Source organism: Phaeobacter sp. G2 (assembly GCA_025163595.1).
GTDB lineage: Bacteria > Pseudomonadota > Alphaproteobacteria > Rhodobacterales > Rhodobacteraceae > Pseudophaeobacter.
On record CP104100.1, the window covers coordinates 2,133,104 to 2,157,017 of the forward strand.

Genomic DNA, 23,914 nt, shown 5'->3' on the forward strand with positions numbered 1-23,914 from the left:
TCCTTACAGCACGTTGGTCAAAGCCCCGGACCGGATCGAGCACCCCCTGACGCTGTGCAGGGGAGGCCCGGTGGTGTTTTATGGATCAGAAGCTTGCCGCATCCAGTGCCATCACTGTATCGGCGCCGGTTTCAATGCGGGCCAGATGCAGTTTGGTGGCGGGCAGCCTCCGTGCCATATAGTACCGGCCAGTGGCGATTTTTGTCTCATAGAACGCCGCGTCAGAGGCCCCTGCGTCAAGGGCTTCGATGGCGGCTTTGCCCATCTGCGCCCACATCAGGCCCAGGCAGACATGACCGAACATATGCATGAAATCATAAGACCCGGACAGGGCGTTGTTGGGGTTTTTCATGCCGTTTTGCATGAAATACATCGAGGCGGCCTGCAGGTCTTTGGAGGCGGATTTGAGCGGGGCGATGTAGCTCTTGGCGTAGTCTTCGCTCAACTCTGCGTTGTCTTTGCAGAAGGTTTTGACCAGCTCAAAGAAGCCCATCAGGTGCTTGCCGCCATCCACTGCCAGTTTGCGGCCCACCAGATCCAGCGCCTGAACCCCGTTGGCACCTTCATAGATCTGCGCAATGCGGGCGTCACGGGTGTACTGGCTCATGCCATGTTCTTCGATATAGCCGTGGCCGCCAAAGACCTGCTGCGCCTTGACGGTCATGTCGTAGCCTTCATCGGTGAGGAAGCCCTTGATGACCGGGGTCAACAGCGAGACCAGACCATCGGCATCTTTGTTGCCGTCGCGGTGGGCCTGGTCGATCATGTTGGCGCCCCAAAGCAGGAAGGCACGGCCGCCTTCAACAAAGCTTTTCTGGTCCATCAGCGAGCGACGGATATCCGGGTGTACGATCAGCGGGTCGGCGGGGCCATCGGGGTTTTTAGCGCCGGTGACATCGCGGCCCTGCAGGCGGTCCTTGGCGTATTCCACCGCATTTTGATAGGCGGCTTCGGCCTGAGACACACCCTGCATGCCGACGCCAATGCGGGCTTCGTTCATCATGGTGAACATGGCGCGCATACCCTTGTGGGTGTCGCCCAGCAGATAGCCGGTGGCTTCGTCGTAGTTCATCACACAGGTCGAGTTGCCGTGGATGCCCATCTTTTTCTCGATATTGCCGACGGACACGCCATTGCGCGCCCCTGCTGTGCCATCTTCTTTGACCACAAATTTGGGCACGATAAACAGCGACACACCCTTGATGCCTTCAGGGCCGCCGGGGATCTTGGCCAGCACCAGGTGGATGATATTGTCGGCCATGTCATGGTCGCCCGCCGAGATAAAGATCTTCTGGCCGGAAACCTTATAGCTGCCGTCGTCCTGTGGTTCTGCCTTGGTGCGCATGAGCCCGAGATCGGTGCCGCAGTGCGGTTCGGTCAGGTTCATGGTGCCGGTCCATTCACAGGACACCATCTTGGGCAGGTAGGTGTCTTTTTGCTGGTCGGTGCCATGGGCCAGGATCGCGGCTGCGGCGCCATGGGTCAGACCCTGGTACATCACAAAGGCCTGGTTGGCAGAGGAGAACATCTCGCCGACTGCGGTGCCCAGCACATAGGGCATGTTCTGACCGCCGTATTGCTCGGGCATGTCCAGCCCGGTCCAGCCGCCTGCTTTGACTTGCTCAAACGCGGCCTTGAACCCGGTTGGGGTCGAGACCAGGCCGTTTTCCAGTTTGCAGCCTTCCTGATCGCCAACCGTGTTCAAAGGATGCAGAACCTCAGAGCTGATCTTGCCGGCCTCTTCCAGAATGGCGGCGGTAAAGTCGCGCTCCAGATCCTCATAGCCGGGGGTGGCGGCCTCGGATACTTTCAACATGTCATGCAGGATGAACTGGGTGTCTTTGGTGGGGGCGGTATAGACTGGCATCGGGGTCCTCGTTGGTCTGAGACATCTGTTCTAGGGTGGTCCTGTGCACATTTCGGCAGAGGATAAAGCGGGCAGGGCGCTATTCAGCGGCCTTTTGTTCTAGTTTCATTGAAGCGATGACTTTCTCGCCCCATTTCAGCTGGTCCTGAAGCTCTTCGATGGCCTCGTTCAGCTCGTCGCGTTGACGCACCATGTCGTCCAGCCGGTCGCAGGCGATTTCATAGGTGCGCGACAATTGGGTCACCTGCTGGTCGCCGATGTGATAGAGATCCAGAAGCTGGCGGATCTCTTCCAGGCTAAAGCCAAAGCGTTTGCCGCGCAGGATCAGTTTGAGCCGGGCTCCATCGCGTTTGGTGAACAGTCGTTTCTGACCATCGCGCTGGGGAAACAACAGCTCCTTTGCCTCGTAAAAGCGCAGGGTGCGTGGGGTGACGCCAAAGGCATCACACATCTCACGGATCGATTTTGTCTCTTCTTCTGTCATCGTCGTCACTCTTTGTCGGCCATGGATCAGCAGCGGATCAGCAGCGGTCAGGTTGCACATCCAAGCTGGGACGGTCTGAGGTGTTTTACAACACTATCTTGACGTTGACGTAAGCTGAACGCGACGTCACTTTTTCAGATGACGTAGCTGTCACTGGTTTTGGCGCCGGGTTGTGGTCAACCGGTCGCGTTCAATATGTGCAGTGTGGTGATCAAAGGCGGCGGAGAGTTGCGGGCCGCGCTCTATGCCTTTTGGGGCTGAAGCGCCTTTTGGGACCTTACCGTCGCGCAATCGTCGCTAACCCTGGCTGGCGCAGATAGCAGGGCCCAGACCGCCAGGCCTCCAGGCCACTAGACCAAAAGGGTAGAAATGATTAGGCCCACCCCGCGTCGGCAGGATGGGCCATAAATGTCTTCAGAGTCTGTGCAGCCTACTTCAAAAGGCTCTGTGTGGTTGCGCGCAGGCTGCCCAATTCATCCAGGGCCTCGTCCAGCTGTTCGCGCTGCTGTTGCAGCTCTCCTATCTGACGATCGGCCATTTCGATGAAGGTCTGCATCTGGGCTTTGTTGCCCTCATTTTCGTAAATCAAAAGCCATTGCCGGATTTCTTCCAGCTGAAACCCAAATCTGCGGCCGCGCAGAATCAGTTTCATGCGGGCCCGCTCGCGGGCGCCGTAAAACCGGGACCGGCCTTCGCGGTCTGGCTTCAGCAGCTCAATATACTCATAGTAACGCAAGGTTCGCGGCGTAACGTCGAACGCTGCGCACATTTCCTTGAATGACAATCTTTCTTCGGTCATCCATCATCTCCCTTGCGCGCAACCTATGCACTTGAATTGAACAGTGCAACCACCCAGCGACGTGTGGGCTTGCTCTTTGTTTCGGGCGGGGCCACAAATAGGTTCTAGTCAAGACAGGAAACAGCCAGATGGCAGACAAGACCCAACTCGCCCGCCAGTTTATTCAGGCTATTCCCCATGCCAAGGAACTGGGGTTGGTGCTGGAAGATATCGGCGATGGAGTTGCCCGTATTTCCATGCCTTACGATACAAAGCTCGTCGGGGATCCGCAAAGCGGTGTGGTGGCGGGGGGCGCGGTTTCCGCCATGATGGATACCTGTTGTGGCGCGGCGGTGATGTGCCACCCTGACGCCCCTGGTGGCACCGCGACAATTGATCTGCGCATCGATTACATGCGTGCGGCCACCCCCGGCCAGACCATCACCACCCGCGCCACCTGTCACCACATCACCCGCAACGTAGCCTTTGTGCGGGCGGTGGCGGTTGACGATGATACCGACCGGCCAGTGGCCACAGCCTCTGGTGCCTTTACAGTGGAGAATGGATTTTGAGCCGTCCCCGTCCAGAACATGTCCAGGTGGTGAAACAGCGCCGCGATGCGGCTTTGAATGCACTCCTCGATTCGGTGCCCTATATTCAGTTTCTGAATGTTACCTTTGATCGCCGCGGCGATGAGCTGACCGCACAGCTGAATTTCAACGAAAAACATATCGGCAATCCCTTTCTGCCCGCCATCCACGGTGGGGTCACAGCGGCCTTTCTGGAGATCACCGCGATGATCTCGCTGAACTGGTCGCATCTGTGGGAACGTATTGAGAGCGGCGCGCTGGATCCTGAGGATATGGCTAAGGGCCATGTGCCGCGCCAACCCAAGACAATCGACTTTACCGTTGATTACCTGCGCTCGGGCCTGCCGCGCGATGCCTATGCCCGCGCCACCATCAGCCGCGCCGGGCGGCGCTATGCTTCGGTCCACGTCGAGGCCTGGCAGGATCACAAGGATAAGCTCTTTGCCCAGGGCACGGGCCATTTCCTGATGCCGCAGGATGACGGCAAAAGCTGAGCAAGACTGATCACTGGTCCCTGGGTATTACACAGCGGCCAGTGGTGAAACAGAAAGAGACGCCGCCCATGGCCAAGTCGCAGGCTGACATCACCCATTCAAGGGTGCTCAAGATTGCCGTGCCCATTGTGCTGTCCAATGCGACAGTGCCAATTTTGGGCGCGGTGGATACCGGCGTGGTGGGGCAGATGGGCACCGCCGCGCCGATTGGGGCCGTGGGCATCGGCGCAGTGATTCTGGCGACGCTCTATTTCATCTTTGGCTTCCTGCGCATGGGCACCACAGGCTTGGTGGCGCAGGCGCGCGGCGCCGGGGATGTGGCCGAAACGGGTGCGCTGTTGATGCGGGGCGTGCTGTTGGCCGCAGCCGCAGGGCTGAGCTTTATCCTGTTGCAAAAGCTGCTGTTCTGGGGCGCCTTTGTTTTGGCGCCCACCAGCCCCGAGGTCGAAGGGCTGGCCCGCGACTATCTGCAGATCCGCATCTGGGGCGCCCCTGCCACCATCGCGCTGTATGCGGCGACCGGCTGGTTGATCGCGGTTGAAAACACCCGCGGCGTTTTTGTGCTGCAGATCTGGATGAATGGGCTCAATATCATTCTGGATCTGTGGTTTGTGCTGGGGCTGGGCTGGGGCGTTGAAGGCGTTGCCATTGCCACCTTGATTGCGGAATGGACCGGGGTGTTGTTGGGGCTTTGGCTGTGCCGCGCCGCCTTTAAGGGCAGGCAGTGGTGCGACTGGCCCCGGGTGTTTGACCCGGCCCGTATCCGCCGCATGGCGCAGGTGAATGGCGATATAATGGTACGCTCGGTGCTGCTGACCGGGTCGTTTACCACCTTTCTGTTTGTTGGCGCCAAATTTGGGGATGTCACCCTGGCGGCCAATCAGGTGTTGCTGCAATTTGTTGAGATCACCGCCTTTGCGCTGGATGGCTTTGCCTTTTCCGCCGAGGCCCTGGTGGGGGGCGCAATCGGTGCAAAACACCGGGGCAACCTGCGCCGAGCGGCCTGGATATCTTCGCAATGGGGGATGGGCTGCGCGGTGCTGTTGGCAGTGGGTTTTGCCCTGGGTGGGCCCTATCTGATTGACCTGATGGCAAAGGCGCCCGAGGTCAGGGTCGAGGCGCGCAGCTATCTGATCTGGGCGGCGCTGCTGCCGATCATATCGGTGGCCAGCTATATGTATGATGGCATTTATATCGGTGCCACCTGGACCGGCGATATGCGCCGCGCCATGGTGCAATCGGTGGCGATCTATGTGCTGGTGTTGTTTGCCCTGGTGCCGCTTTTTGGCAATCACGGGCTTTGGGCGGCGCTGGTTGTGCTTAATCTGGCCCGCGCCGTGACCCTGGGGCTGCGCTACCCCCGACTGGAAGCCGGGGTCGCAGCCTAGATCAGATCAGCGCCTCAAGCGCTTCGGTCGGGCGGCCAATTACGGCTTTGTCAGCTTTTATCGCAATCGGGCGCTCAATCAGGATGGGATGGGTCCCCATGGCGGCCAGCAACTCGGCCTCGGGGCTGTCCTTGTGCAGGCCCAGCTCCTTGAAGAGTTTTTCGCCTGTGCGCATCATCTTGAGGGCCGGTAGGCCCAAGGCAGCCTGCACCGCCTGCAGCTCTTCCAGCGTCGGGCCATCTTGCAGATAAAGCCGCAGCTCGGGCGCGATGCCGTTTTCCTCAAACAGCGCTAGCCCGGCGCGGGATTTTGAACAGCGTGGATTGTGCCAATAGGTGATCATAGCCAGTCTCCGCGTTTGGAGCCCACAGCAGCCGCAACCGAAGCGAACCCATCACGGGCCAGCAACCTGTCCAGCCCCTGGGCAATTTCAGCGCCCAACGACAAACCACCATAGACCATGGCAGTATAAAGCTGCACCGCCGAGGCCCCGGCGCAGATCTTGGCATAGGCCTGCTGGGCATCGGAAATGCCGCCGACGCCAATCAGCGGCAGCTTGCCATCCAGCAGCTCAGACAGTTGCGCCAGAACCCGGGTGGATTTCTCAAACAGGGGCGCGCCGGACAGCCCGCCAGCCTGATCGCGGTGGCCACTTTGCAACCCTTCGCGCGACAGTGTGGTATTGGTGGCAATCACCCCATCGATACCTGTTTCAACCGCAACTGCGGCAATATCTTCGATGCCGGCGCGATCCAGATCCGGGGCGATTTTCAGGAAAACCGGCACCCGGCGCTCCAGGCTGTCACGGGTTTCAATGACACCGTGCAACAGTGCCGACAGCGCCGCCTTGCCCTGAAGATCGCGCAGTTTTTCGGTATTTGGAGACGACACATTGACGGTGGCAAAATCCAGATGCGCGCCACAATGGGCCAGCACCCGGGCAAAATCGGCAGCGCGATCTTCGCTGTCCTTATTGGCGCCGAGGTTCAACCCGATCACGGCCTGTTGCGGGCGTTTGGCCAGACGGGAGGCAATCACCTCCATGCCCTCATTGTTAAAGCCAAAGCGGTTGATCGCGGCGCGGTCTTCGGTCAGGCGAAACAGGCGCGGCTTGGGGTTGCCGGGCTGCGGGTGTGGGGTGGCGGCGCCCACCTCGATAAAGCCAAACCCGGCCTGCGACAGGGGCGCCAGGGCCTCGGCATTTTTGTCAAAGCCAGCCGCCAGACCTACCGGGTTGGGCAGGGCGATGCCGGCGATCTTGCATGTCAGGCGCGGCGAGGTCACCGGGCCGGGAGCCGGGGCCAATCCGGCGGTGAGCGCCTTGATCGATAGCCCATGGGCCAGCTCTGGATCTACTTGGTGCAGGGCTTTCAGCGCCAGTTTTTCGGTCAGTTTCATCCAAACGTCGCTCCGCTGTCGCCGGGTTTGGTGCGGATCAGCCGCGAGGTGGCAACAGCCGCCTGCCGGTGCACCACGGCTTTTTGATAGTCAGGATTGGTGACCATCGCCAAAAAGGCATGGGCATCCGGATAGCGGGCGACAAAAACCGCGTCCCAGGCCTCATCCGCAGGGCCGATCAAGGTGGTTTCAAAGCCACCGCGCCAGACAATTTTGCCCCCCAGCCCGGCAAAGATCGGACCGGATTCGGCGCCGTAGTTTTTGTAGGCTTCAGCCCCGCTCAGCCCCGCATTGGCCAATGGATGACCTTCGGGATAGGCGGCTTCGGTCTTGAAACGCACCAGATTGAGCATCTCGATGGGGTGGCCGCGCTCCAGCGCTTTGAAGGCTGCAAACTGCGCGGGGGGTGGATCGACATAGGCGCTGATGCCATCTCCTCTGGTCATCTCCTCGGGGAATTGATGCACGCCCTGGAGCAGCGGCAGCGGCTTGGCCCAAAGCACCTCTGACAGCAGCATCTTGCGATAGAGATGCGGGAACTCGGCCCCCCCGCGGGAGACCTCCCATTTCAGCGCTTCGCCCAGGGCGTCACTGTCCAGCGCCAATAGCCACAAGCCGTCCACATTGGCAAAATGCTTGGCTGCGGTCTCGGCGGCCTGCGCGGCGGTGGAGAAATGAATGAACCCGTCGTTCAGGTCGATGGGGGCGCCAAGGGTGTCGCCTTGGGCCTGGAGGGCCGACCATTCGTCGGCGCGAAAGATTTTATAGATCAGCATATGGGTCTGATGCCCCGTTGCCGCGTTGGAATCAAGCCCGAAGCAGCGCAAGGTGATCGCCATTCCCAGCCCTGGCAGGCACAGGGCGCGTGGCGTTTTGCAAAAATTGCGCACCAGCGACTGCGGTTTCCCTATGGAAACCCGGCAGAGTTGTTTTTCCCCTTTGACTGGCATCCGCTTTGGTCGCACCATTGCGGGCAAAGAAAAGGCAAAATGGGAGTGATTATGATGTTTACGCGTTTCCTGACCTCGGTCGCGGCATTGGGGCTGACGGCTGGCATGGCGGCGGCTGATTTCAAGCTGACGATCCTGCACACCAATGATTTCCACGCGCGGTTTGAACCGATCAGCAAATATGACAGCGGCTGCCGTGATGGTGACAATGCCGAGGGCAAATGCTTTGGCGGCTCCGCCCGTTTGGTGACAGCGCTGGCCGAGGCGCGGGCGCGGGCCGAAAACTCCATTCTGGTGGATGGTGGCGACCAGTTTCAGGGCTCGCTGTTTTATACTTACTACAAGGGCAAAGTCGCGGCTGAGATGATGAACAAGCTCGGCTATGATGGCATGACCGTTGGCAACCACGAATTTGACGATGGCCCCGAGGTGCTGCGTGGGTTCATGGATGCGGTGGGCTTCCCGGTTTTGATGTCCAATGCCGATGTCTCGGGGGAGCCGCATCTGGCGGAGGTGCTGCAAAAATCCACGGTGATTGAGCGCGGTGGCGAACGGATTGGCCTTATTGGCCTTACCCCCGAAGACACCCATGATCTGGCCAGCCCCGGCAAAAACATCTCCTTTTCTGATCCGGTGGCCGCCGTGCAAGGCGAGGTGGACCGGCTGACCGAGATGGGCGTCAACAAGATCGTGGTGCTTAGCCATTCGGGCTACAAGGTCGACAAACGGGTGGCGGCAGAAACCACCGGCGTGGATGTGATCGTAGGGGGCCATTCCAACACCTACCTGTCGAATGTTTCGGACAAGGCGGCTGGTCCATACCCCACCATGATCAATGATGTGGCCATCGTGCAGGCCTATGCCTATGGCAAATTCCTCGGTGAGCTGAATGTCACTTTTGATGATGCGGGCACTGTGACCATGGCCGCTGGTGAGCCGCTGATCATGGATGGTTCTGTGGCAGAGGACAGCGACACGGTTGCGCGTATCGCGGAGCTGGCGCAGCCGCTGGATGAGATCCGCAACAAGGTGGTGGCCGAGGCCGCAAGCGCCGTCGAGGGCGATCGCACGGTCTGCCGTATTCAGGAATGTGAGATGGGCAATCTGATTGCCGATGCCATGTTGGCGCGGGTCAAGGACCAGGGGGTGAGCATTGCCATCGCCAATTCCGGCGGCATTCGCGCCAGTCTTGAACCCGGTGCGGTCACCATGGGCGAGGTGTTGACGGTGCTGCCGTTCCAGAACACCCTGTCCACCTTTGAAATCTCTGGCGAAGGCCTGGTAGCGGCGCTGGAAAACGGCGTGAGCCAGGTAGAAGAGGTCAAGGGGCGTTTCCCGCAGGTGGCGGGTCTGAAATTCACCTGGGATGGCACCGTGGCCGCCAACGAAGGCCGGGTGCAACAGGTTCTGGTGCAGGGGGCTGACGGCTTTGCGCCGATCGACCCGGCCAAGACCTATCTGGTTGTGACCAACAACTACGTGCGCAATGGCGGTGACGGCTACAAGATCTTCGCCGGCGACGACAAAAACGCCTATGATTATGGTCCGGATCTGGCCGATGTCCTGGCGGAATATCTGGCGGCGCAGGGGCCTTATCAGGCCTATACTGATGGGCGGATTACCCAGAAATAGTGTTTCGCGCGCGAAACAGGTGACTGAAACCTTTAAGCCCCGCCCGCAGTGGTGGGGCTTTTTCTTGCGATGCTTGCTCCCCGCAACTGGGTCTTAGGCGGCGGCACCCCAAGCCATCTGGCTGGCGGTTGCGCGCCAAAACCGCTAGACTACCTGCATGTGTGGACGCTTTGCCCTGACCCTGCCAAATGACGCCATGGCGCGGCTGTTTGCGGCCAGCCCGGCCAATGATCTGCCCGCGCTGCCCAATTACAATATCTGCCCCACCAATCCGGTGCATGTGATCCAGGCGCAGGGCGACGGGCGCCAGCTGGTTGCGATGCGCTGGGGTTTCTTGCCGCAGTGGTACCAAAGTGAACTCGCCGGGCCGTTGTTGATCAATGCCCGCGCCGAAACACTGGCGCAAAAGCCCGCCTTTGCCGAGGCCTGTCGCACGCGCCGCTGCCTGATCCCGGCAACCGGGTTTTATGAATGGGTCAAGGATGGCGACGGCAAACGTCTGCCCTGGTATATTCAGGCTTCGGACGGGACACCGCTGGCCTTTGCCGGCATCTGGCAAAGCTGGTGCCAGCAAGATCCGCAGAAAACCTGCGCCATTGTGACCACCGCAGCCAATCAGACGATTTCTGCGATCCACCACCGGATGCCCTTGGTGCTGGAACCGCAGCACTGGCCGCTGTGGCTGGGGGAGGCAGGCAAGGGCGCGGCGGCGCTGATGCAGCCAGGGCCCGAAGGCCAGCTGCAGATGCACCGGGTTGCGCCGCAGGTGAACAGCAATCGCGCGGCAGGGCCAGAACTGATCGAGCCGTTTTATGAGGACGCAGAACAGGAGCCTGCCCAGCCTCAGGATGCTGACTTGCCGGTACAATTGGCCCACGAAACCGAGCCGCGTCTGATCTGAACCCTTGATTTGTCGCCTGGCCTCAGTCGGGGCTCCCTCGGGGCGCTGCTGCGCTCAGGCAGGCGAGATCTTTCTTTTATTCAGCGCGGCTGCGGGGTAAGCAAACCCTATGCCCAATCGCTATGAAACCCTGCAAGACCTGATGGCCCACGGCTATGACACAGTCATAGATGTGCGCAGTCCTGCGGAATTTGCTGAGGACCACCTGCCAGGTGCCATCAACCTGCCGGTGTTGAACAACGAAGAACGGGCCAAAGTCGGCACCATCTACGTGCAGGACAGCCCCTTTAAGGCGCGCAAACTGGGCGCGGCGCTGGTGTTTCGCAATGCCGCCAACAATATTGAAACCAGCCTCAGCCACCATGAGGGCGGCTGGCGACCCTTGGTCTATTGCTGGCGTGGTGGCCAGCGATCGGGCAGTTTTTCCTGGATGTTGAGCCAGATTGGCTGGCGGGCTGGCCTGATTGAGGGCGGCTATCAAAGCTATCGGCGGCTGGTGCATTCCTATCTTTATGACCAACAGCTGCCGTTTCGCCTGGTGGCCTTGGATGGCTATACCGGCAGCGCCAAAACCGAGCTGTTGCAGCGGGTGCGGGCGCTGGGCGGGCAGGTGATTGATCTGGAGGCGCTGGCCAATCATCGCGGCTCGCTGTTGGGGGGGATGGCGCAGCCGCAGCCCTGCCAAAAAGGCTTTGAGAGCGCCTTGGCGCAGGCGCTGTTGCAGCTGGATCCGGCCCGCCCGGTTCTGGTTGAGGCGGAGTCCAGCAAGGTCGGCGCGCGGATTCTGCCGCCCAGCCTGTGGCGCGCCATGAAACAGGCGCCCCGCATCGAGGTGCACGCGCCCGTGGCGGCGCGCTGCCGCTACCTGACCCAGGCCTATGACGATATCCTGTCGGATAAGGACATGCTGCGCGAAAAGCTGAGCTTTCTGCGCGGTCACCGCGCCAATGCGGTGATTGACCATTGGTTCGACCTGATCGCCACGGGGGATAAAGCGGCGCTGACCCTGGCCTTGATGCAGGACCATTATGATCCCTCTTACCAGAAATCCAGCCGCCTCAGCGGCGCTGCGGTGATGGCTGAACTGGAACTGGAACAGATGTCTGAAACGGATCTGGACCGGGTGGCGCAGCAGATCTGTGATCTGCTGCAGACCCCACAGGACAATCCGCTTTAGATCAGGTGCAGCTCTGCCGTGCCAGAGGTGAGGCTGCCAATTCTGGCGGCGCTATAGCCCGCGTCCTGCAGCTTTTTCAGCACCTTATTCGCGGTCTCGGGGGCGATAGCCGCCAGCAGGCCACCGGCGGTTTGTGGGTCAAACAACAGATCTGCCTCTGCTCCGCGCGGCAGGCCGGGCGCAATCGCGCGGTTTCCCTCAAACAGGGAGGAGCGGATACCGCCCGCGCTGAGCTCTGCCGCTCCCTGCATCAGGGGCACCGCTGCCAGATCCACCTGCGCGGCCAGACCGGAGGCCTCGCAGAGCCCCAAGAGATGCCCGGCCAGACCAAAGCCGGTGACATCGGTCATCGCATGAGCACCGGACAGAATGCGGGCGGCGGCGCCCTGGGGCTGGCACATCCGCGTCAGGGCTGCTGCCACCCACTCGCCCTCGGCCGCGCCAGCCATTTCCGCCGCCATGATCACGCCCGAGCCGAGGGGTTTGGTCAGGATCAGCACATCTCCCGGCTGCGCCCCAGCCAGGGTCACCGGGGCCGATGGGCACAGCCCGGTGACGGTAAAGCCAATCGACAGCTCATCGCCGATCGAGGTGTGGCCGCCGACAATATCCGCCCCGGCGGCGTGAAAGATCTCGCCTGCGCTGGACATGATTTCACTTAGGGTTCGCTGTTGCAGGGCAGGCGTCAGGCGGGGCAGGATCAGGTTGGCTGTGGCCACCTGCGGGGCAGCCGCCATGGCCCAGATATCCCCCAGAGCATGCACCGCTGCAATGCGCGCCATCACCACCGGATCCAGGACCAAGCCGCGCAGATGATCGGTGGTGATCACCTGTTGCACACCCCCTGTCTGTACCAGCGCCGCGTCATCGCCGGGCAGGGCGGTGACATCCTGTCGTTGCAGTGCCGTCAGGGCGGTCAGCGCTTCCCGCAGCGCGCCGCGTCCGGCCTTGGCGCCGCAGCCGCCACACATGGGTTTGTCGCCCAGAGCATCGGGCAGATCATAGGTATGTTCGGCAGGCAGTTTCACTTGCTCCATTTGCGGCAGGTGGCGGAACTGCTCCATAAAGGCCTGGTCGATCCGGTTCTTCCAGCCCCAGACCAGAGCGCCGGAAAATTGCAGGCCAAAACGATCTCCCAAAGCCTCTTTACGGCCCATGGAAATCAGCTTGAGGTAGTCCTTTTGCGGGCGATATCGGCGCAGCGGATCTGCGGTCAGACGGGCGCGCAGATTGTGATACAGAATCGGGGCCTGACGCACCGCATAGACGCCAGCCTTGGGGCGGGGGGAAAACCCGAGATGGGCGCAGTCGCCCACGGCAAAGACATTAGGATCAGAGCTTTGCAGGGTCTCATCCACGGTGACAAAGCCCTGATGCAGGGCGAGGCCGGACCCGGCGATCCAATCATGGGGGTGGGCGCCGGCAGCGCCCGTGGTGAAGTCAGAGAGCACCTCGCGCCCATTCGACAGGTGGATCAGACCCGGCTCGACCCGGTCAACGCCGGTGTTTTCCACCAACGTGACCCGATGTTCGCTAAAGGCGCGGCGCAGACGCTTGGCAACCTCCGGGCTGGCCTGTCCCAGCACCGGGCCGCTGTCGATCAGCGTTGCCTGTCCCAACCGCCCCTGCCGGGACAGAGCATGGGCCATGGCCAGCACCAGTTCGGCCCCGGCAACACCCCCGCCGATAACGGCAATATGTGCCGGGTCAGTGCGGCCATGATCGCTGCGAAACGCCTCCCAGGAGCTGGCAAAGGTGCCCAAAGGTTTGGCCGGGACGCCATGGGTGGCAAAGCCGGGAAGATCCGGCATTTCTGAGGTGATGCCAACATCGATTGAGGCAAAATCATAGGCAATGGGCGCACGTCCGGGCACATTGACCAGGCGCGCCTGCGGGTCCAGCCCGTCAGCCGCCCCCAGGATCAGACGCGCGCCGCAAAACCGCGCCAGTTTCACCAGATCAATATCCAGATCCTGGCGCTGGTAATGACCGGCCACAAACCCCGGCAACATGCCGGAATAGGGCGCTGTAGGACCGGGGTTTATCAGAGTGAGCCGCGCGCCCGGCAGGGGCCGCATGCCCCATTTTAGCAAAACCAGCGCATGGGCATGGCCACCGCCGATCAGAACCACATCTTTGGTTGCCGGAAGAGGAGGGCTGTACATGGGGCGGCGCCTTTGTGTCAGTTATCTTGTCAGTCCTGACCTGTTTAGGGCCAGCAGCGGGAACTGCCTTGAGCCAGAACAAAGTGACAGATCACCTCTCACCGTCGCGGGTGGTAGCTGGCCGTTGCTGGCAAAACCGCTGGCAACACCCGCACCGGGCAACTCAGATCAGAGGCGCGGCGGCTGGTCGTGCAGCCAAGTACCCTCACGCCGGGTTTTAGCCCTGCGCGGGATCCGTTTCGCTCTCAGTTTTGGTCTCTGGCACATCATGGGTGGCCCAGATGCCATCTGCGCCGGCCTTTGGCAGGCTGGCCTTTGTCTCATGGCGGTGAATATGGACCTTGGCAATAAACAAGGCCGTGACCGGTGCGGTGAGGAACAAAAACAGGGTGATCATCAGCTCATGCAGCGACAGATTCCCCTCAACCACCGCGCCGTGCAGCATCGAGGCCAGCAGCACGCCACCAACGCCCAGCGTGGTGGCCTTGGTGGGGGCATGCAGCCGCGACATCGGATCGTTGAGCTTGAGCAGGCCGAAGGAGCCGACAAAGCCAAAGATGCCCGCCATGATCAAAAAGCCTGCGACCAGGTAGTCATATACCATCTCTGCGCCCCCCATCATTCGATAATATTGCCGCGCAGAATAAAGCGCGCATAGGCCACGGTTGAGACAAAGCCCAGCATGGCAATGATCAGCGAGGCCTCAAAATAGATTTCGCTGCCCAGGGCCAGCCCATAAAGCACCATCAGCGCCAACCCATTGATGAACATGGAATCCAGCGCCAGGATCCTGTCTGCGATCTCGGCGGCGAAGATGATTTTCCACAGGTTCATCAGGAGCGCCAGGGCAAAGCAGGTAAAGGCAAAGAGCGTGGCATAGGTAATAATCATTCAAAGATCTCCTTCAGGCGGCGCTCATAGCGGTGTTTGATCTCATCGCGGACGGCATTTGGTTCTGGCGCATCCAGACAATGCACCAACAGGGCGTGGCCCTCAGCCGAGACATCAGCCGCCACCGTGCCCGGCGTCATGGTGATGGTGCCGGCCAGAACCGAAATCGCCTCGGGGGTGAGCAGATCCAGCGGCACGGCGACCCAGGCGGGCTGGCGTTTGGCATTGGATTTGAACACCACGATGCGGGCCACAACCACGTTGGCAACAACAATATCATAGAGCACAATCAGGATATATTCGATGATCTTCAGCGGCTTTTTCAGCCGCATCTGATTTGGCCAGTAGGGCTGGGTCAAAAAGGGGATCAGCAGCCCCAGCAAAAAGCCAAAAACCAACGAGTTGAGTGTCCAGGTGCTGGTCAGCAGCACCCAGGCCAGGGTCAGCAGCAGGGTCAGGATCGGATGCGGCAGCAGCCGCCGTAGCAGTCTCATGGTGTGACCTTTCCCAGCACGGCTTTGATATAGATCTCGGGCGCAAAGAGCTGCGCGGCTGTTGCCTCGGCGTAGCGGCTGGCGGGGCCGGCAAACACGGTGAGCAGGATCAGGCCGCTCAGCAGGGCAAAACAGGCGACAAAGGGCAGGGCGGCGGGGCGCGGATTGGTGATGTCCTCGTCCTGCTCGTTGGCCTCTTCCTCATAAGAGGGCGCAGAAGCGGGGTCGGTTTGGGCGGTGACGCCGTGGCTTTTCCAGAACAACAGGCTGCCGGCACGGGCCATGCCAAGGATGGTGATCAAAGAGCCGATCAGAATGGTGCCCCAGATCCACCAGACCAGATCGTGGTCGCGTGCCGCATCCAGCACCAGCAGCTTGCCCAGGAAGCCCGACAAGGGCGGCATGCCCGCCATGGCAATGGCGCCGGTAAAGAACAGCACCGCGATCAGCCCGCTTTGCGGCATCAGGCGCTGGCCGGTGATCTCGATGCCCTGGCGCTCAGCCACCAGATCCGCCACCAGAAACAGAAAGGCGGCAGCAAGGGTGGAATGCACCGTGTAATACAGCGCCGCGGCGACCCCTTCGGGGGAGAACAGCGCAATCGCCGTGAGCAGCGTGCCCATGGAGGTGATGGCGCCAAAGGCCACCAGGCGGCCAATGCGGTAAGAGCCAAGGATGCCCACGGCGCCGATCATCAGAGTAACCAGCGCGGCTGGCATCAGCCAGGCCCCGGCCAGCCCCTGGGTGATCGCCAGATCTGGGCCAAAGACCAGGGTATAGACCCGCAGGATGGCATAGGCGCCGACCTTGGTCATAATGGCAAAGAGCGCCGCAATCGGTAGGGGCGCATTGGCATAAGAGGCCGGCAGCCAGAAATGCAGCGGAATGACGGCGGCCTTGATGGCAAAAACCAGCAAGAGCATCACCGCGCCAACGCGCAGCAGAGCGGTGTCTTCCGCCGGGATCTCTGCCACCCGCAACGCCAGATCCGCCATGTTGAGCGTGCCAGTGACGGAATAAAGCGTCCCCAGCGCAAACAGGAACAGGGTTGAGCCCAAGAGGTTATAGACCACATATTGCACCCCGGCCTGAAACCGCCGGGTGCCACCGGAATGGATCATCAACCCATAGGAGGCGATCAGCAGAACCTCAAAGAAAACAAACAGGTTAAAGGCGTCTCCGGTGAGGAAGGCGCCGATGATGCCCATCAGCTGAAACTGAAACAGCGCATGGAAATTGGCGCCGCGTTTGTCCCAGTCCGAACCAATGACATAGAGGTTGATCACCAGCGCCAGTACCGAGGTCAGCAAGACCATCATCGCTGACAGGCGGTCCAGCACCAGCACGATGCCAAAGGGCGCCGACCAGTTGCCCAGCTCATAGACCTGCACTTCTCCGGTGCTGGCCTGCGCGGCCAGGACCAGCGAGATCGCCACCAGAAAGACCGTGCTGGCCAGCGAAAAGATCCGCGCCAGATCCATATGGTGGCGCACCACCATGATGATGAAGGGCGCCACCAGCGCCGGCAGAACAACCGGTGCAATCAGGAAATGGTTCATGCGTCTTCCCCTTCGTCTTCGGGATGATGGGGCATATCGATCTTGTCATCACGGGCCGACAGATAGGCGGCCAGGGCGATCATCACCACCACTGCCGTCATGCCAAAAGAAATCACGATGGCGGTCAGCACCAATGCCTGCGGCAGCGGATCGGTATAGGGCACCTCGGCGTATTTGTTCAGGATCGGCGGCGCATTGACCATCAGCCTGCCGGTGGCAAACAGAAAGATGTTCACCCCATAGGTCAGCAGCGACAGCCCCAGGATCACCGGAAAGGTGCGCCGCCGCAGGATCAGATAGATCCCCGCCGCCGTCAGCAGCCCCACCGCAGAGGCCACCAGAAATTCGATATTCAGAAAGCCCATGGTCATGCCTCGCCTTTTGCCGCTGCTGCTGCGGCTTCCGCCGCCGCCTCTTCTGCCGCGTGATCGCGGGCCGGGTTGATATCCATCGCATGTTCCGAAGAAATTCCCGGCTGCCAGGCAAAGCGCGCCAGGCTTTCCAGCGCCAGCAGCACGGCGCCAACCACAGCCAGGAACACTCCGAGGTCAAACAGCGCAGCGGTGGCCCATTCGAACTCTTCCAGTGGTGCCCAGTGCAGATAGCCAAAGGCGCTGGTCAGGAAGGGCAGGCCGCTGAACCAGGAGCCAAGCCCGGTGGCGGCGGCAATCAGCACCCCGGACCCGATGGTGCCGTGGTAGAACATTCGCTGGCGCTCAGACGCCCAGCTAAAGCCAGAGGCCATATATTGCATCAACAGCGCGATGGCGGCGATCAGACCGGCGATAAAACCGCCGCCGGGCAGGTTGTGGCCGCGGAAAAAGATATAGGCGGCCACCATCAGCGCCAGCGGCATCATCACCCGGGTAGCGACAACCATCATCATTGGATGGGCATCGCCAGCCTGCGGAATATCGGGTTTGCGGTTCAGCAGATAGGCCCGCACCCGTGTGCCCAGCACCGCTTCGGTCAGGGCGTAGATCACCAGCGCGGCAATGCCCAGAACGATGATCTCGCCAAAGGTGTCATAGCCACGGAAGTCCACCAGGATCACGTTGACCACATTGGTTCCGCCGCCGCCTTTGTAGGAATTGGCCAGGTGGAATTCAGAAATGCTGGGCATCGCAAAGTCGCGCAGCATCAGCATATAGATCAGCGTCGCAGCGCCCAGCCCGGCAATCATCGCAATGCCGCCGTCGCGCAGCCGTACCCACAGTGGCGATTCAACGGGGCTGTCCTTGGGCATGAAATTCAACGCCAGCAGCAGCAGCACCATGGTCACCACCTCCACTGACAGTTGGGTCAGCGCCAGATCCGGTGCCGAAAGATAGTTGAAGCCCAGCGAAACCACCAGGCCAACCACGCCGATCAGCACCAGCGACAGCTGACGCTGACGGTGCTTTGCCACCACAGCCAGGGTGGCCACCATCAGGCAGAACCAGGCGATCACGGTGATCGGCCCGACGCTTTGCACCGCGCGGCTGGGGAGACTGAGGGTGCCGGTGGCATAGGCGTAGTAGCTGAGGCCGATGATGAACAGCATCATCACAAAGGCATAGCGGGTAATGGCGCCATTATGCAGACCATCAGTGATCAGCTGCGACAGTTTGGTGAACCCGCGCATGAGGGCGTCAAAGATCTGCTTGGCCTCGGGGCGTGGCGCCCGGTTCCAGGCCGCCATCAGCGGCGCGTGCAGCTTGAGCAAAACAAAGCCGCCAACAACAGCTCCTGCGGACATATACAGCGCCGGTGTCAATCCGTGCCACAGCTTGAGCGAATAATAGGGCAGATCTGCGCCACCAATCACGGCGCCAGCTGCGACCGCCACCAGTGGCCCTGCCAGATTGGCTGAAAACAGCCCGATCAACACTACCAGCATCATCAGCAAGCCGGGACCAGCCCACATGCCAAACCCCGGATCATGGGGCTGCGCCGGATAGTCAACGCGGGTTCTACCCAGAAACACATGGCCAATAAAGCGAAAGGAATAGGCGGCGGAGAACAGCGCCGCCAGCAGCGCCAGACCCGGCACCACATAATGTGAGCCGCCCCAGAGCGTATGCACGGTCTCTTCCAGCATCATCTCCTTGGACAGGAACCCGTTGAAGGGGGGAATGCCGGCCATCGACAGGGCGGCAACAATGGCAATGGTTGCGGTGACCGGCATCAGATGGCGCAGCCCGCCCAGACGTTTGATGTCGCGGGTATGGGCCTCGTGGTCGACAATGCCGGCCGACATGAACAATGCGGCCTTGAATGTGGCGTGGTTGATGATGTGAAACACCGCCGTCACCGCTGCGATCTTGGTGCCAAAGCCCAACAGCATGGTGATCAGCCCCAGATGCGACACGGTGGAAAAGGCCAATAGCGCCTTCAGATCATCCTTGAACAGGGCAATCACCGCCCCCAGCAACATGGTGATCAACCCGGTTGTTGCGACGATATAGAACCACTCAGGCGTGCCCGCCAGCACCGGCCAGAGCCGCGCCATCAGGAATAGACCGGCTTTGACCATGGTGGCGGAATGCAGATAGGCTGAAACAGGTGTGGGCGCTGCCATGGCGTGGGGCAGCCAGAAATGAAACGGGAACTGCGCCGATTTGGTAAAACAGCCCAAGAGGATCAGGATCAGCGCGGGCAGATACAGCGGCGAGGCCTGGATCATGTCCTTGTGCTGCAAAATCACGCTCAGATCATAAGAGCCCGCGATATTGCCCAGGATCATCATGCCACCGATCATCGCCAGGCCACCGGATCCGGTGACTGCCAGTGCCATCCGCGCGCCCTGGCGGCCCTCGGGCAGGTGTTTCCAATAGCCGATCAGCAAAAACGAGGACAGCGAGGTGAGCTCCCAGAACACCAGCAAAAGCAGTATGTTATCTGACAGAACGATGCCAACCATGGCGCCCTGAAACAGCAGCAGATAGGTGTAGAACTGTCCCATGGGATCTTCACGCGACAGGTAAAACCGGGCGTAGAGGATGACCAGCAAGCCAATGCCAAGGATCATCGCGGCAAAGAGAAAACCAAGCCCATCAAGAAAGAAATTGGCATTGAGGCCAAGGCCGGGCAGCCAGTCAACGCCGACCTGGATTACCTCGCCGCGAAACACCGCAGGCGCGTGTAGCAACAGGCCAACAAAGGCAAGAAACGTGGTCAGACCTGCTGCTGAGGCCGAGGCGTTGCGCCCGGCACGGATCAATAGAGCGGGAAAGACCGCTCCGAGAAAGGGCAGGGCCGCAATCAAAAACAGGGACACGTGCAGTTCTCCTGGCTGGGCTTAGGCATTAGTCAAGGCTTAGGCAATTTCTTGCAACTGTTCCAGCCCTGCGACCGCGTAAGTGCCTCTTGAGTGAGGTTTTGTTGTTCGATTGGGGGGCATTTAGGTCTGCACTGGCGCTTTTTGTAGGCCGGGGCGCTGAATTTTTCCTTCTTCTCGTGGAATTTAAAGGCCGGGTGCGCTGGCGGCGTATCCGTTGGGGGCGAAGTGGGGGGCTTGTTGGGGCCAGTGGCTGCTTGGGGGTGCCGATAAGTTGAAGAAGCGGGGCGCAGCCAGAGCTGATCCGCGCCGCAATAGCTGTTATAAGAAATCGTTCCGTCTGCGACAGGATGCAGAAGGCGGAGCACCTTATACCAGATACCGTCACTCAGCTGCAGGGCATTATGGCACGACATGAACAGATGCAGGGATCTCTCCCTGAAACAAGCAGAGCCTTGGGGATGTCGCGGCGTCAGCTGCTGCTCGGCCTTGGCGGAATTGGCCTGGCGCTCGGCGGCGGCATCTATTGGTGGCGTAGCCAGCCAGTGGACCATGACTATCCACGGCTGACCCCGGCGCAGGCCTTTGCGGCGGCCAAAGCAAAAGAGATCACGCTGGTTGACATTCGCACGCCGGGTGAATGGCGCCAAACCGGTCTGCCCGAGGGGGCCGTTGCCATCGATATGCGGCGTGATGACTTTTTGCAGGCCCTGAGCGAGGCCACCGCTGGGAACCTGGCGGCGCCGGTTGCGCTGATCTGTGCCCGGGGGGTGCGCTCGGCGCGGATGACGCGGGCCCTGGCGGCGGCTGGTTATCGCAGGATTATCGATGTGCCAGAGGGCATGCTGGGATCCGCAAGTGGTCCTGGCTGGATTGCAGGAAATCTACCGGTGACCCGATGGCAGGGCTAGGGCTAGGGCTGGGGCTGGGGATGGCGGTCGCGTTCGGCCGCAGGGGCGCGCGGCGGTGCGCGTCGGCGCTGGCGCTGGTCGCATTGCCCCTGATGGTGGCGCTGGCCAGCCCGCGCCCGGCAGTGGCGGGCTGTGGCCCCACAGTGGCGCGGGCCTGCGCGATGCCCCAGGGGAGCTATCATATTGCGCTGCCAAGTCCGGATCAGCGCAGCCCTGTGCAGGCGGAGCCGGCCGCGGCGATGCCCGCAGTGGTGTTTCTGCATGGTTACGGTGGGTCAGGTCTGGCGGCGCTGAACAACCAGGCCGTGGCGCAGGGGCTGACGGCGCGGGGCTATGCGGTAATTGCGCCAGATGCCTTGCCCCGGCGCGGTGGTCCGCGCTCCTGGAATTTCTTTCCCGGCTGGCAGGGCCGCGACGAGGTGAAATTCCTGCAGGATGTGGCAGCGGATGCGGCGGCGCGCTTTGGTCTGGATCGCCAGACCATGCTATTGGCGGGGTTTTCGGCGGGGGGCTTTATGGTCAACTATCTGGCCTGCGCCGAACCTGAGGCTTTTGCCGGCTACGCGCCCATTGCCGGCGGCTTCTGGCGCCCGCAGCCAGAGACCTGCAGCGGAGAGATACGGCTGTTTCACAGCCATGGCTGGAGCGATGGGGTGGTGCCGCTTGAGGGGCGTTATCTGGATGGCAAGCGGTTCCAGCAGGGCGACATTTTTGCCGGGCTGGAGCTGTGGCGCGACACCAATCACTGTAGTGAGCACGCGCCGGATCAGCGCTGGCAACAGGGCGATGTCCTGGGGCGTCGCTGGGACTGTGGTCCGGAGGCGGATATCGAATTTCTTTTGTTTCCTCAGGGGCATCGGGTGCCCGGCTGGTGGCCGGCGGCTGTGTTGGACTGGTTTGAGAGACCACAAAAAGGCGCCGAGTGAGGCTGTGATTAAATATAGGGTCTGGCAGGGAGAAGGTTGGCAAATCTGTGTGCTCTGAGACGGGCGGGCTCCCGTGCCTTTGCCTCTCATCTCAGATGAGAGACAAAGCCTTGGGCCGGGCCTCCGTCGCCCAAGGGGCAACGGAGGCGGTTGCGCCTGTTTCAAATCACATGGAGCCAATGGAGAGGCTCTGAGCTACTGCGCCGGATGTTGGTTGATCACATCAAGGTAGCGTTTCAGCTGCGCCCGGTAGCGGTGGGCGGCCTGGGTGATTTTGGGTTCCGAATAGACCACCGGGGTGGCCATCCAGCCGGTTTTGGATTTACCGGCGCGGCGCCCTGACAGCGCCGACAGGGGCACCGCAAGCACCAGGGACAGGGCGATGGGCACCAGCCAGAGCGACACCAGCCCGGTGGCGATGCCACCCCACAACGCCAGCCCGCTGAGGGTTTCCAGCGCGTGGCAGCTCAGCAGGGTTGCCAGACCATATTGGCCGCCGGCCCGCGCCTGGGGTGACCAGCCACGCTGCAGGCCGAAGGTGGTGCGAAACACCGCGATCATCTGCTGCACCATGAGGATCGGCGCATAGAGCACCGCCAGCAGGATCTCGACCCCTACGGAGGCGGCAAAGCGGAGAGGTCCGCCATAGTCGGACAGCCGCCCACTGGTGAGGGCCAGCGCCAGCACCGCCAGCAGTTTGGGCGCCAGCAGCATGGCGTAGATCAGCAAGATCACCAGTACATGGCGCGGCTCTGACATATCGGGCCAGGAGGGGCGCGAGGGATTGGCGGCGCTGAAGTAATGGATCACCGAGCTGTCTTCGCCCCGGCCAATCAGCGCCCAGATCACCAAGAGCGCAAACCAGATCGGCGCCATCAGATAGCCAATGGCCCCGTGCAGCAGGTGAAATCGCGAGATGGCAAAGAAGCCGCGGGCCCCCAGCAGGTTGAGGTGTTGCAGATTGCCCTGGCACCAGCGCCTGTCGCGCAGGATGTGATCTATCAGCGTCGGCGGCGTTTCCTCAAAAGATCCCCCCAGACGCGGCAGAAACCGCACCCGCCACCCGGCACGGCGCAACAGGCCGGCCTCGACAAAATCATGGCTCATGATCAGCCTGTCACGGCCCCAAAAGCGCGAGCGCAGCGGCGGCAGCCCGGCACAGGCGGCAAAGGCCTGGACCCGCATAATGGCATTGTGGCCCCAGTAGTTGCCCTCAAACCCGGTCCAGCGGGCCAGACCTTCGGCCAGAGCCAGGCCGTATACGCCATTGGCAAACTGCTGCATGCGACCAAAAACGGATTGCGCCCCGATGAGTTGCGGGAAGCTTTGGATCAAACCGGCGCTGGGATCGCGCGACAGCGCATCCGCCAGCCGGGCAATGGCCCGCCCGGTCATCAGACTGTCGGCATCCAACACCAGCATGGCCTCGTAGCCCGCGCCCCAGCGGCGCAGCCAATCGCTGATATTGCCCACCTTGCGGCCAGTGTTCAAAGCGCGGCGGCGATAATAGAGCGCCACGCCAGCAGGCAGGGCGGCGCGCAGGGCCTCGACGCTTAAACGTTCCTGGTCGGCGAGGTTGTCGTCGCGGGTGTCCGACAGCACAAACATGTCATAGCTGTGCTGGCCGCCGCGCTGGTGCAGCTCTTCCAGCATGGATTGCACATTGCCCAGCACATACCAGGGGGTCTCATTATAGACCGGAACCAGCAGGGCGACCCGCATCGGCGCCGGCCTGGCTTTGGGGCGGTCGCGGTTACGTTTGGACAGGGAATACAGCCCCAGGACCACTGTGGAGACCGAAAAGCAGATCCAGAAAAAGTTGAAGGCGATCAGCGCCAGCAGCACCAGCTCCAGCGCCATAAAGCCGCCCTTGGCAAACCAGCCCTGCATCACCCAGGTCAACACGGCGGTGGCCAGCATGGCGGGGGAGAAGGCCAGCAGACGCCAGAGCGCCAGATGGCGCGGTGGCTCAAACTCCGGGGCGTTGTGGTCGTGAAACGGCCTGGCAAAATCCTGCTCGGGCATGGCCAGCGGCTGCAGCGGTGGCATC

The 23,914-nt window shown here is 61.3% G+C and carries 22 protein-coding genes and 1 pseudogene; 8 read left to right on the forward strand and 15 right to left on the reverse strand.

The window, feature by feature from the left end; genetic code table 11:
- Window positions 1–85: 85 nt before the first annotated feature.
- From N1037_10155 to N1037_10165, 3 genes are all read right to left on the reverse strand, one after another.
- A complete protein-coding gene (locus N1037_10155) occupies window positions 86–1,867 on the reverse strand; it encodes an acyl-CoA dehydrogenase C-terminal domain-containing protein (GenBank protein UWS77669.1) in 1,782 nt (593 codons plus the stop codon).
- Window positions 1,868–1,946: 79 nt separating this feature from the next.
- Window positions 1,947–2,351, reverse strand: a complete 405-nt coding sequence (locus tag N1037_10160; GenBank protein UWS77670.1) for a MerR family DNA-binding transcriptional regulator — start codon at window positions 2,349–2,351, stop codon at window positions 1,947–1,949.
- Between the two features lie 430 nt (window positions 2,352–2,781).
- Window positions 2,782–3,150 (reverse strand): MerR family DNA-binding transcriptional regulator, encoded by a 369-nt coding sequence (locus N1037_10165; GenBank protein UWS77671.1) that lies wholly within the window; start codon window positions 3,148–3,150, stop codon window positions 2,782–2,784.
- A 128-nt stretch (window positions 3,151–3,278) separates the two neighbouring features.
- Between N1037_10165 and N1037_10170 the strand changes: the two genes are divergently transcribed.
- The 3 genes from N1037_10170 (at window position 3,279) to N1037_10180 (ending at window position 5,601) form a co-directional block, all read left to right on the forward strand.
- Window positions 3,279–3,701: a PaaI family thioesterase gene (locus tag N1037_10170; protein ID UWS77672.1), complete on the forward strand. Its 423-nt coding sequence runs from the start codon at window positions 3,279–3,281 to the stop codon at window positions 3,699–3,701.
- Window positions 3,698–4,213, forward strand: coding sequence for a PaaI family thioesterase (locus tag N1037_10175; protein ID UWS77673.1), 516 nt, complete (start codon window positions 3,698–3,700; stop codon window positions 4,211–4,213). Before N1037_10170 ends, N1037_10175 begins: the two co-directional genes overlap by 4 nt.
- A 68-nt stretch (window positions 4,214–4,281) precedes the next feature.
- Entirely contained in the window at window positions 4,282–5,601 is a 1,320-nt protein-coding gene (locus tag N1037_10180; GenBank protein UWS77674.1) for an MATE family efflux transporter, read from the forward strand.
- Window position 5,602: 1 nt separating this feature from the next.
- Here the strand turns inward: N1037_10180 and arsC are convergent, their stop codons facing one another.
- The 4 genes and pseudogenes from arsC to N1037_10200 all read right to left on the reverse strand — a co-directional run bounded on the left by arsC (window position 5,603) and on the right by N1037_10200 (window position 7,775).
- Window positions 5,603–5,944 carry an arsenate reductase (glutaredoxin) gene (gene arsC / locus N1037_10185; protein UWS77675.1) on the reverse strand — a complete coding sequence of 114 codons (342 nt, stop codon included), beginning with the start codon at window positions 5,942–5,944 and terminating at the stop codon, window positions 5,603–5,605.
- Entirely contained in the window at window positions 5,941–6,999 is a 1,059-nt protein-coding gene (locus N1037_10190) for a quinone-dependent dihydroorotate dehydrogenase (protein UWS77676.1), read from the reverse strand. The genes arsC and N1037_10190 overlap by 4 nt, the downstream gene beginning before the upstream one ends.
- Window positions 6,996–7,427, reverse strand: a complete 432-nt coding sequence (locus tag N1037_10195; GenBank protein ID UWS81346.1) for a DUF1330 domain-containing protein — start codon at window positions 7,425–7,427, stop codon at window positions 6,996–6,998. The genes N1037_10190 and N1037_10195 overlap by 4 nt, the downstream gene beginning before the upstream one ends.
- 15 nt (window positions 7,428–7,442) lie before the next feature.
- Window positions 7,443–7,775 (reverse strand): annotated as a pseudogene (locus N1037_10200) (DUF952 domain-containing protein).
- A 228-nt stretch (window positions 7,776–8,003) separates the two neighbouring features.
- On the opposite strand from N1037_10200, the gene N1037_10205 reads away from it, so the two are divergent.
- The 3 genes from N1037_10205 to mnmH all read left to right on the forward strand — a co-directional run bounded on the left by N1037_10205 (window position 8,004) and on the right by mnmH (window position 11,659).
- On the forward strand, window positions 8,004–9,581 hold the full coding sequence (locus N1037_10205) for a 5'-nucleotidase/apyrase family protein (GenBank protein ID UWS81347.1): 1,578 nt from the start codon (window positions 8,004–8,006) through the stop codon (window positions 9,579–9,581).
- 157 nt (window positions 9,582–9,738) lie between these two features.
- The gene (locus tag N1037_10210) at window positions 9,739–10,482 is read left to right on the forward strand and encodes an SOS response-associated peptidase (GenBank protein UWS77677.1); all 744 of its coding nucleotides are present in this window, start codon (window positions 9,739–9,741) and stop codon (window positions 10,480–10,482) included.
- 109 nt (window positions 10,483–10,591) lie between these two features.
- Window positions 10,592–11,659: a tRNA 2-selenouridine(34) synthase MnmH gene (gene mnmH, locus N1037_10215; protein ID UWS77678.1), complete on the forward strand. Its 1,068-nt coding sequence runs from the start codon at window positions 10,592–10,594 to the stop codon at window positions 11,657–11,659.
- Here mnmH and selD read toward each other — a convergent pair.
- From selD to N1037_10250, 7 genes are all read right to left on the reverse strand, one after another.
- Complete coding sequence (gene selD / locus N1037_10220; protein UWS77679.1) at window positions 11,656–13,824, reverse strand: selenide, water dikinase SelD; 2,169 nt, start codon at window positions 13,822–13,824, stop codon at window positions 11,656–11,658. The genes mnmH and selD overlap by 4 nt on opposite strands.
- 217 nt (window positions 13,825–14,041) lie before the next feature.
- The gene (locus tag N1037_10225; protein ID UWS77680.1) at window positions 14,042–14,428 is read right to left on the reverse strand and encodes a Na+/H+ antiporter subunit G; all 387 of its coding nucleotides are present in this window, start codon (window positions 14,426–14,428) and stop codon (window positions 14,042–14,044) included.
- A gap of 14 nt (window positions 14,429–14,442) precedes the next feature.
- The gene (locus N1037_10230; protein UWS77681.1) at window positions 14,443–14,715 is read right to left on the reverse strand and encodes a K+/H+ antiporter subunit F; all 273 of its coding nucleotides are present in this window, start codon (window positions 14,713–14,715) and stop codon (window positions 14,443–14,445) included.
- Window positions 14,712–15,209, reverse strand: coding sequence for a Na+/H+ antiporter subunit E (locus N1037_10235; GenBank protein ID UWS77682.1), 498 nt, complete (start codon window positions 15,207–15,209; stop codon window positions 14,712–14,714). The genes N1037_10230 and N1037_10235 overlap by 4 nt, the downstream gene beginning before the upstream one ends.
- Window positions 15,206–16,768, reverse strand: coding sequence for a monovalent cation/H+ antiporter subunit D (locus N1037_10240; protein ID UWS77683.1), 1,563 nt, complete (start codon window positions 16,766–16,768; stop codon window positions 15,206–15,208). The genes N1037_10235 and N1037_10240 overlap by 4 nt, the downstream gene beginning before the upstream one ends.
- Window positions 16,765–17,118, reverse strand: a complete 354-nt coding sequence (locus N1037_10245) for a Na+/H+ antiporter subunit C (protein UWS81348.1) — start codon at window positions 17,116–17,118, stop codon at window positions 16,765–16,767. The genes N1037_10240 and N1037_10245 overlap by 4 nt, the downstream gene beginning before the upstream one ends.
- 17 nt (window positions 17,119–17,135) lie before the next feature.
- A complete protein-coding gene (locus N1037_10250) occupies window positions 17,136–20,027 on the reverse strand; it encodes a monovalent cation/H+ antiporter subunit A (GenBank protein ID UWS77684.1) in 2,892 nt (963 codons plus the stop codon).
- Between the two features lie 404 nt (window positions 20,028–20,431).
- Here N1037_10250 and N1037_10255 point away from each other — a divergent pair, with 404 nt between their 5' ends.
- Together N1037_10255 and N1037_10260 are read left to right on the forward strand one after the other, a co-directional pair.
- Entirely contained in the window at window positions 20,432–20,938 is a 507-nt protein-coding gene (locus N1037_10255) for a rhodanese-like domain-containing protein (GenBank protein ID UWS77685.1), read from the forward strand.
- Window positions 20,939–20,958: 20 nt separating this feature from the next.
- The gene (locus N1037_10260; protein ID UWS77686.1) at window positions 20,959–21,864 is read left to right on the forward strand and encodes a prolyl oligopeptidase family serine peptidase; all 906 of its coding nucleotides are present in this window, start codon (window positions 20,959–20,961) and stop codon (window positions 21,862–21,864) included.
- A gap of 195 nt (window positions 21,865–22,059) precedes the next feature.
- On the opposite strand, the gene mdoH is transcribed toward N1037_10260, so the two are convergent.
- A complete protein-coding gene (gene mdoH / locus N1037_10265; protein ID UWS81349.1) occupies window positions 22,060–23,889 on the reverse strand; it encodes a glucans biosynthesis glucosyltransferase MdoH in 1,830 nt (609 codons plus the stop codon).
- Window positions 23,890–23,914 lie beyond the last annotated feature (25 nt).

Bases quoted from the DNA above. Each gene is read 5' to 3' on its own strand.
- N1037_10155 (UWS77669.1), bottom strand. From the start codon at position 1,867: ATGCCAGTCTATACCGCCCCCACCAAAGACACCCAGTTCATCCTGCAT.
- N1037_10160 (UWS77670.1), bottom strand. From the start codon at position 2,351: ATGACAGAAGAAGAGACAAAATCGATCCGTGAGATGTGTGATGCCTTT.
- N1037_10165 (UWS77671.1), bottom strand. From the start codon at position 3,150: ATGACCGAAGAAAGATTGTCATTCAAGGAAATGTGCGCAGCGTTCGAC.
- N1037_10170 (UWS77672.1), top strand. From the start codon at position 3,279: ATGGCAGACAAGACCCAACTCGCCCGCCAGTTTATTCAGGCTATTCCC.
- N1037_10180 (UWS77674.1), top strand. From the start codon at position 4,282: ATGGCCAAGTCGCAGGCTGACATCACCCATTCAAGGGTGCTCAAGATT.
- arsC (UWS77675.1), bottom strand. From the start codon at position 5,944: ATGATCACCTATTGGCACAATCCACGCTGTTCAAAATCCCGCGCCGGG.
- N1037_10190 (UWS77676.1), bottom strand. From the start codon at position 6,999: ATGAAACTGACCGAAAAACTGGCGCTGAAAGCCCTGCACCAAGTAGAT.
- N1037_10205 (UWS81347.1), top strand. From the start codon at position 8,004: ATGTTTACGCGTTTCCTGACCTCGGTCGCGGCATTGGGGCTGACGGCT.
- N1037_10210 (UWS77677.1), top strand. From the start codon at position 9,739: ATGTGTGGACGCTTTGCCCTGACCCTGCCAAATGACGCCATGGCGCGG.
- mnmH (UWS77678.1), top strand. From the start codon at position 10,592: ATGCCCAATCGCTATGAAACCCTGCAAGACCTGATGGCCCACGGCTAT.
- selD (UWS77679.1), bottom strand. From the start codon at position 13,824: ATGTACAGCCCTCCTCTTCCGGCAACCAAAGATGTGGTTCTGATCGGC.
- N1037_10225 (UWS77680.1), bottom strand. From the start codon at position 14,428: ATGGTATATGACTACCTGGTCGCAGGCTTTTTGATCATGGCGGGCATC.
- N1037_10230 (UWS77681.1), bottom strand. From the start codon at position 14,715: ATGATTATTACCTATGCCACGCTCTTTGCCTTTACCTGCTTTGCCCTG.
- N1037_10235 (UWS77682.1), bottom strand. From the start codon at position 15,209: ATGAGACTGCTACGGCGGCTGCTGCCGCATCCGATCCTGACCCTGCTG.
- N1037_10240 (UWS77683.1), bottom strand. From the start codon at position 16,768: ATGAACCATTTCCTGATTGCACCGGTTGTTCTGCCGGCGCTGGTGGCG.
- N1037_10255 (UWS77685.1), top strand. From the start codon at position 20,432: ATGGCACGACATGAACAGATGCAGGGATCTCTCCCTGAAACAAGCAGA.
- N1037_10260 (UWS77686.1), top strand. From the start codon at position 20,959: ATGGCGGTCGCGTTCGGCCGCAGGGGCGCGCGGCGGTGCGCGTCGGCG.
- mdoH (UWS81349.1), bottom strand. From the start codon at position 23,889: ATGCCCGAGCAGGATTTTGCCAGGCCGTTTCACGACCACAACGCCCCG.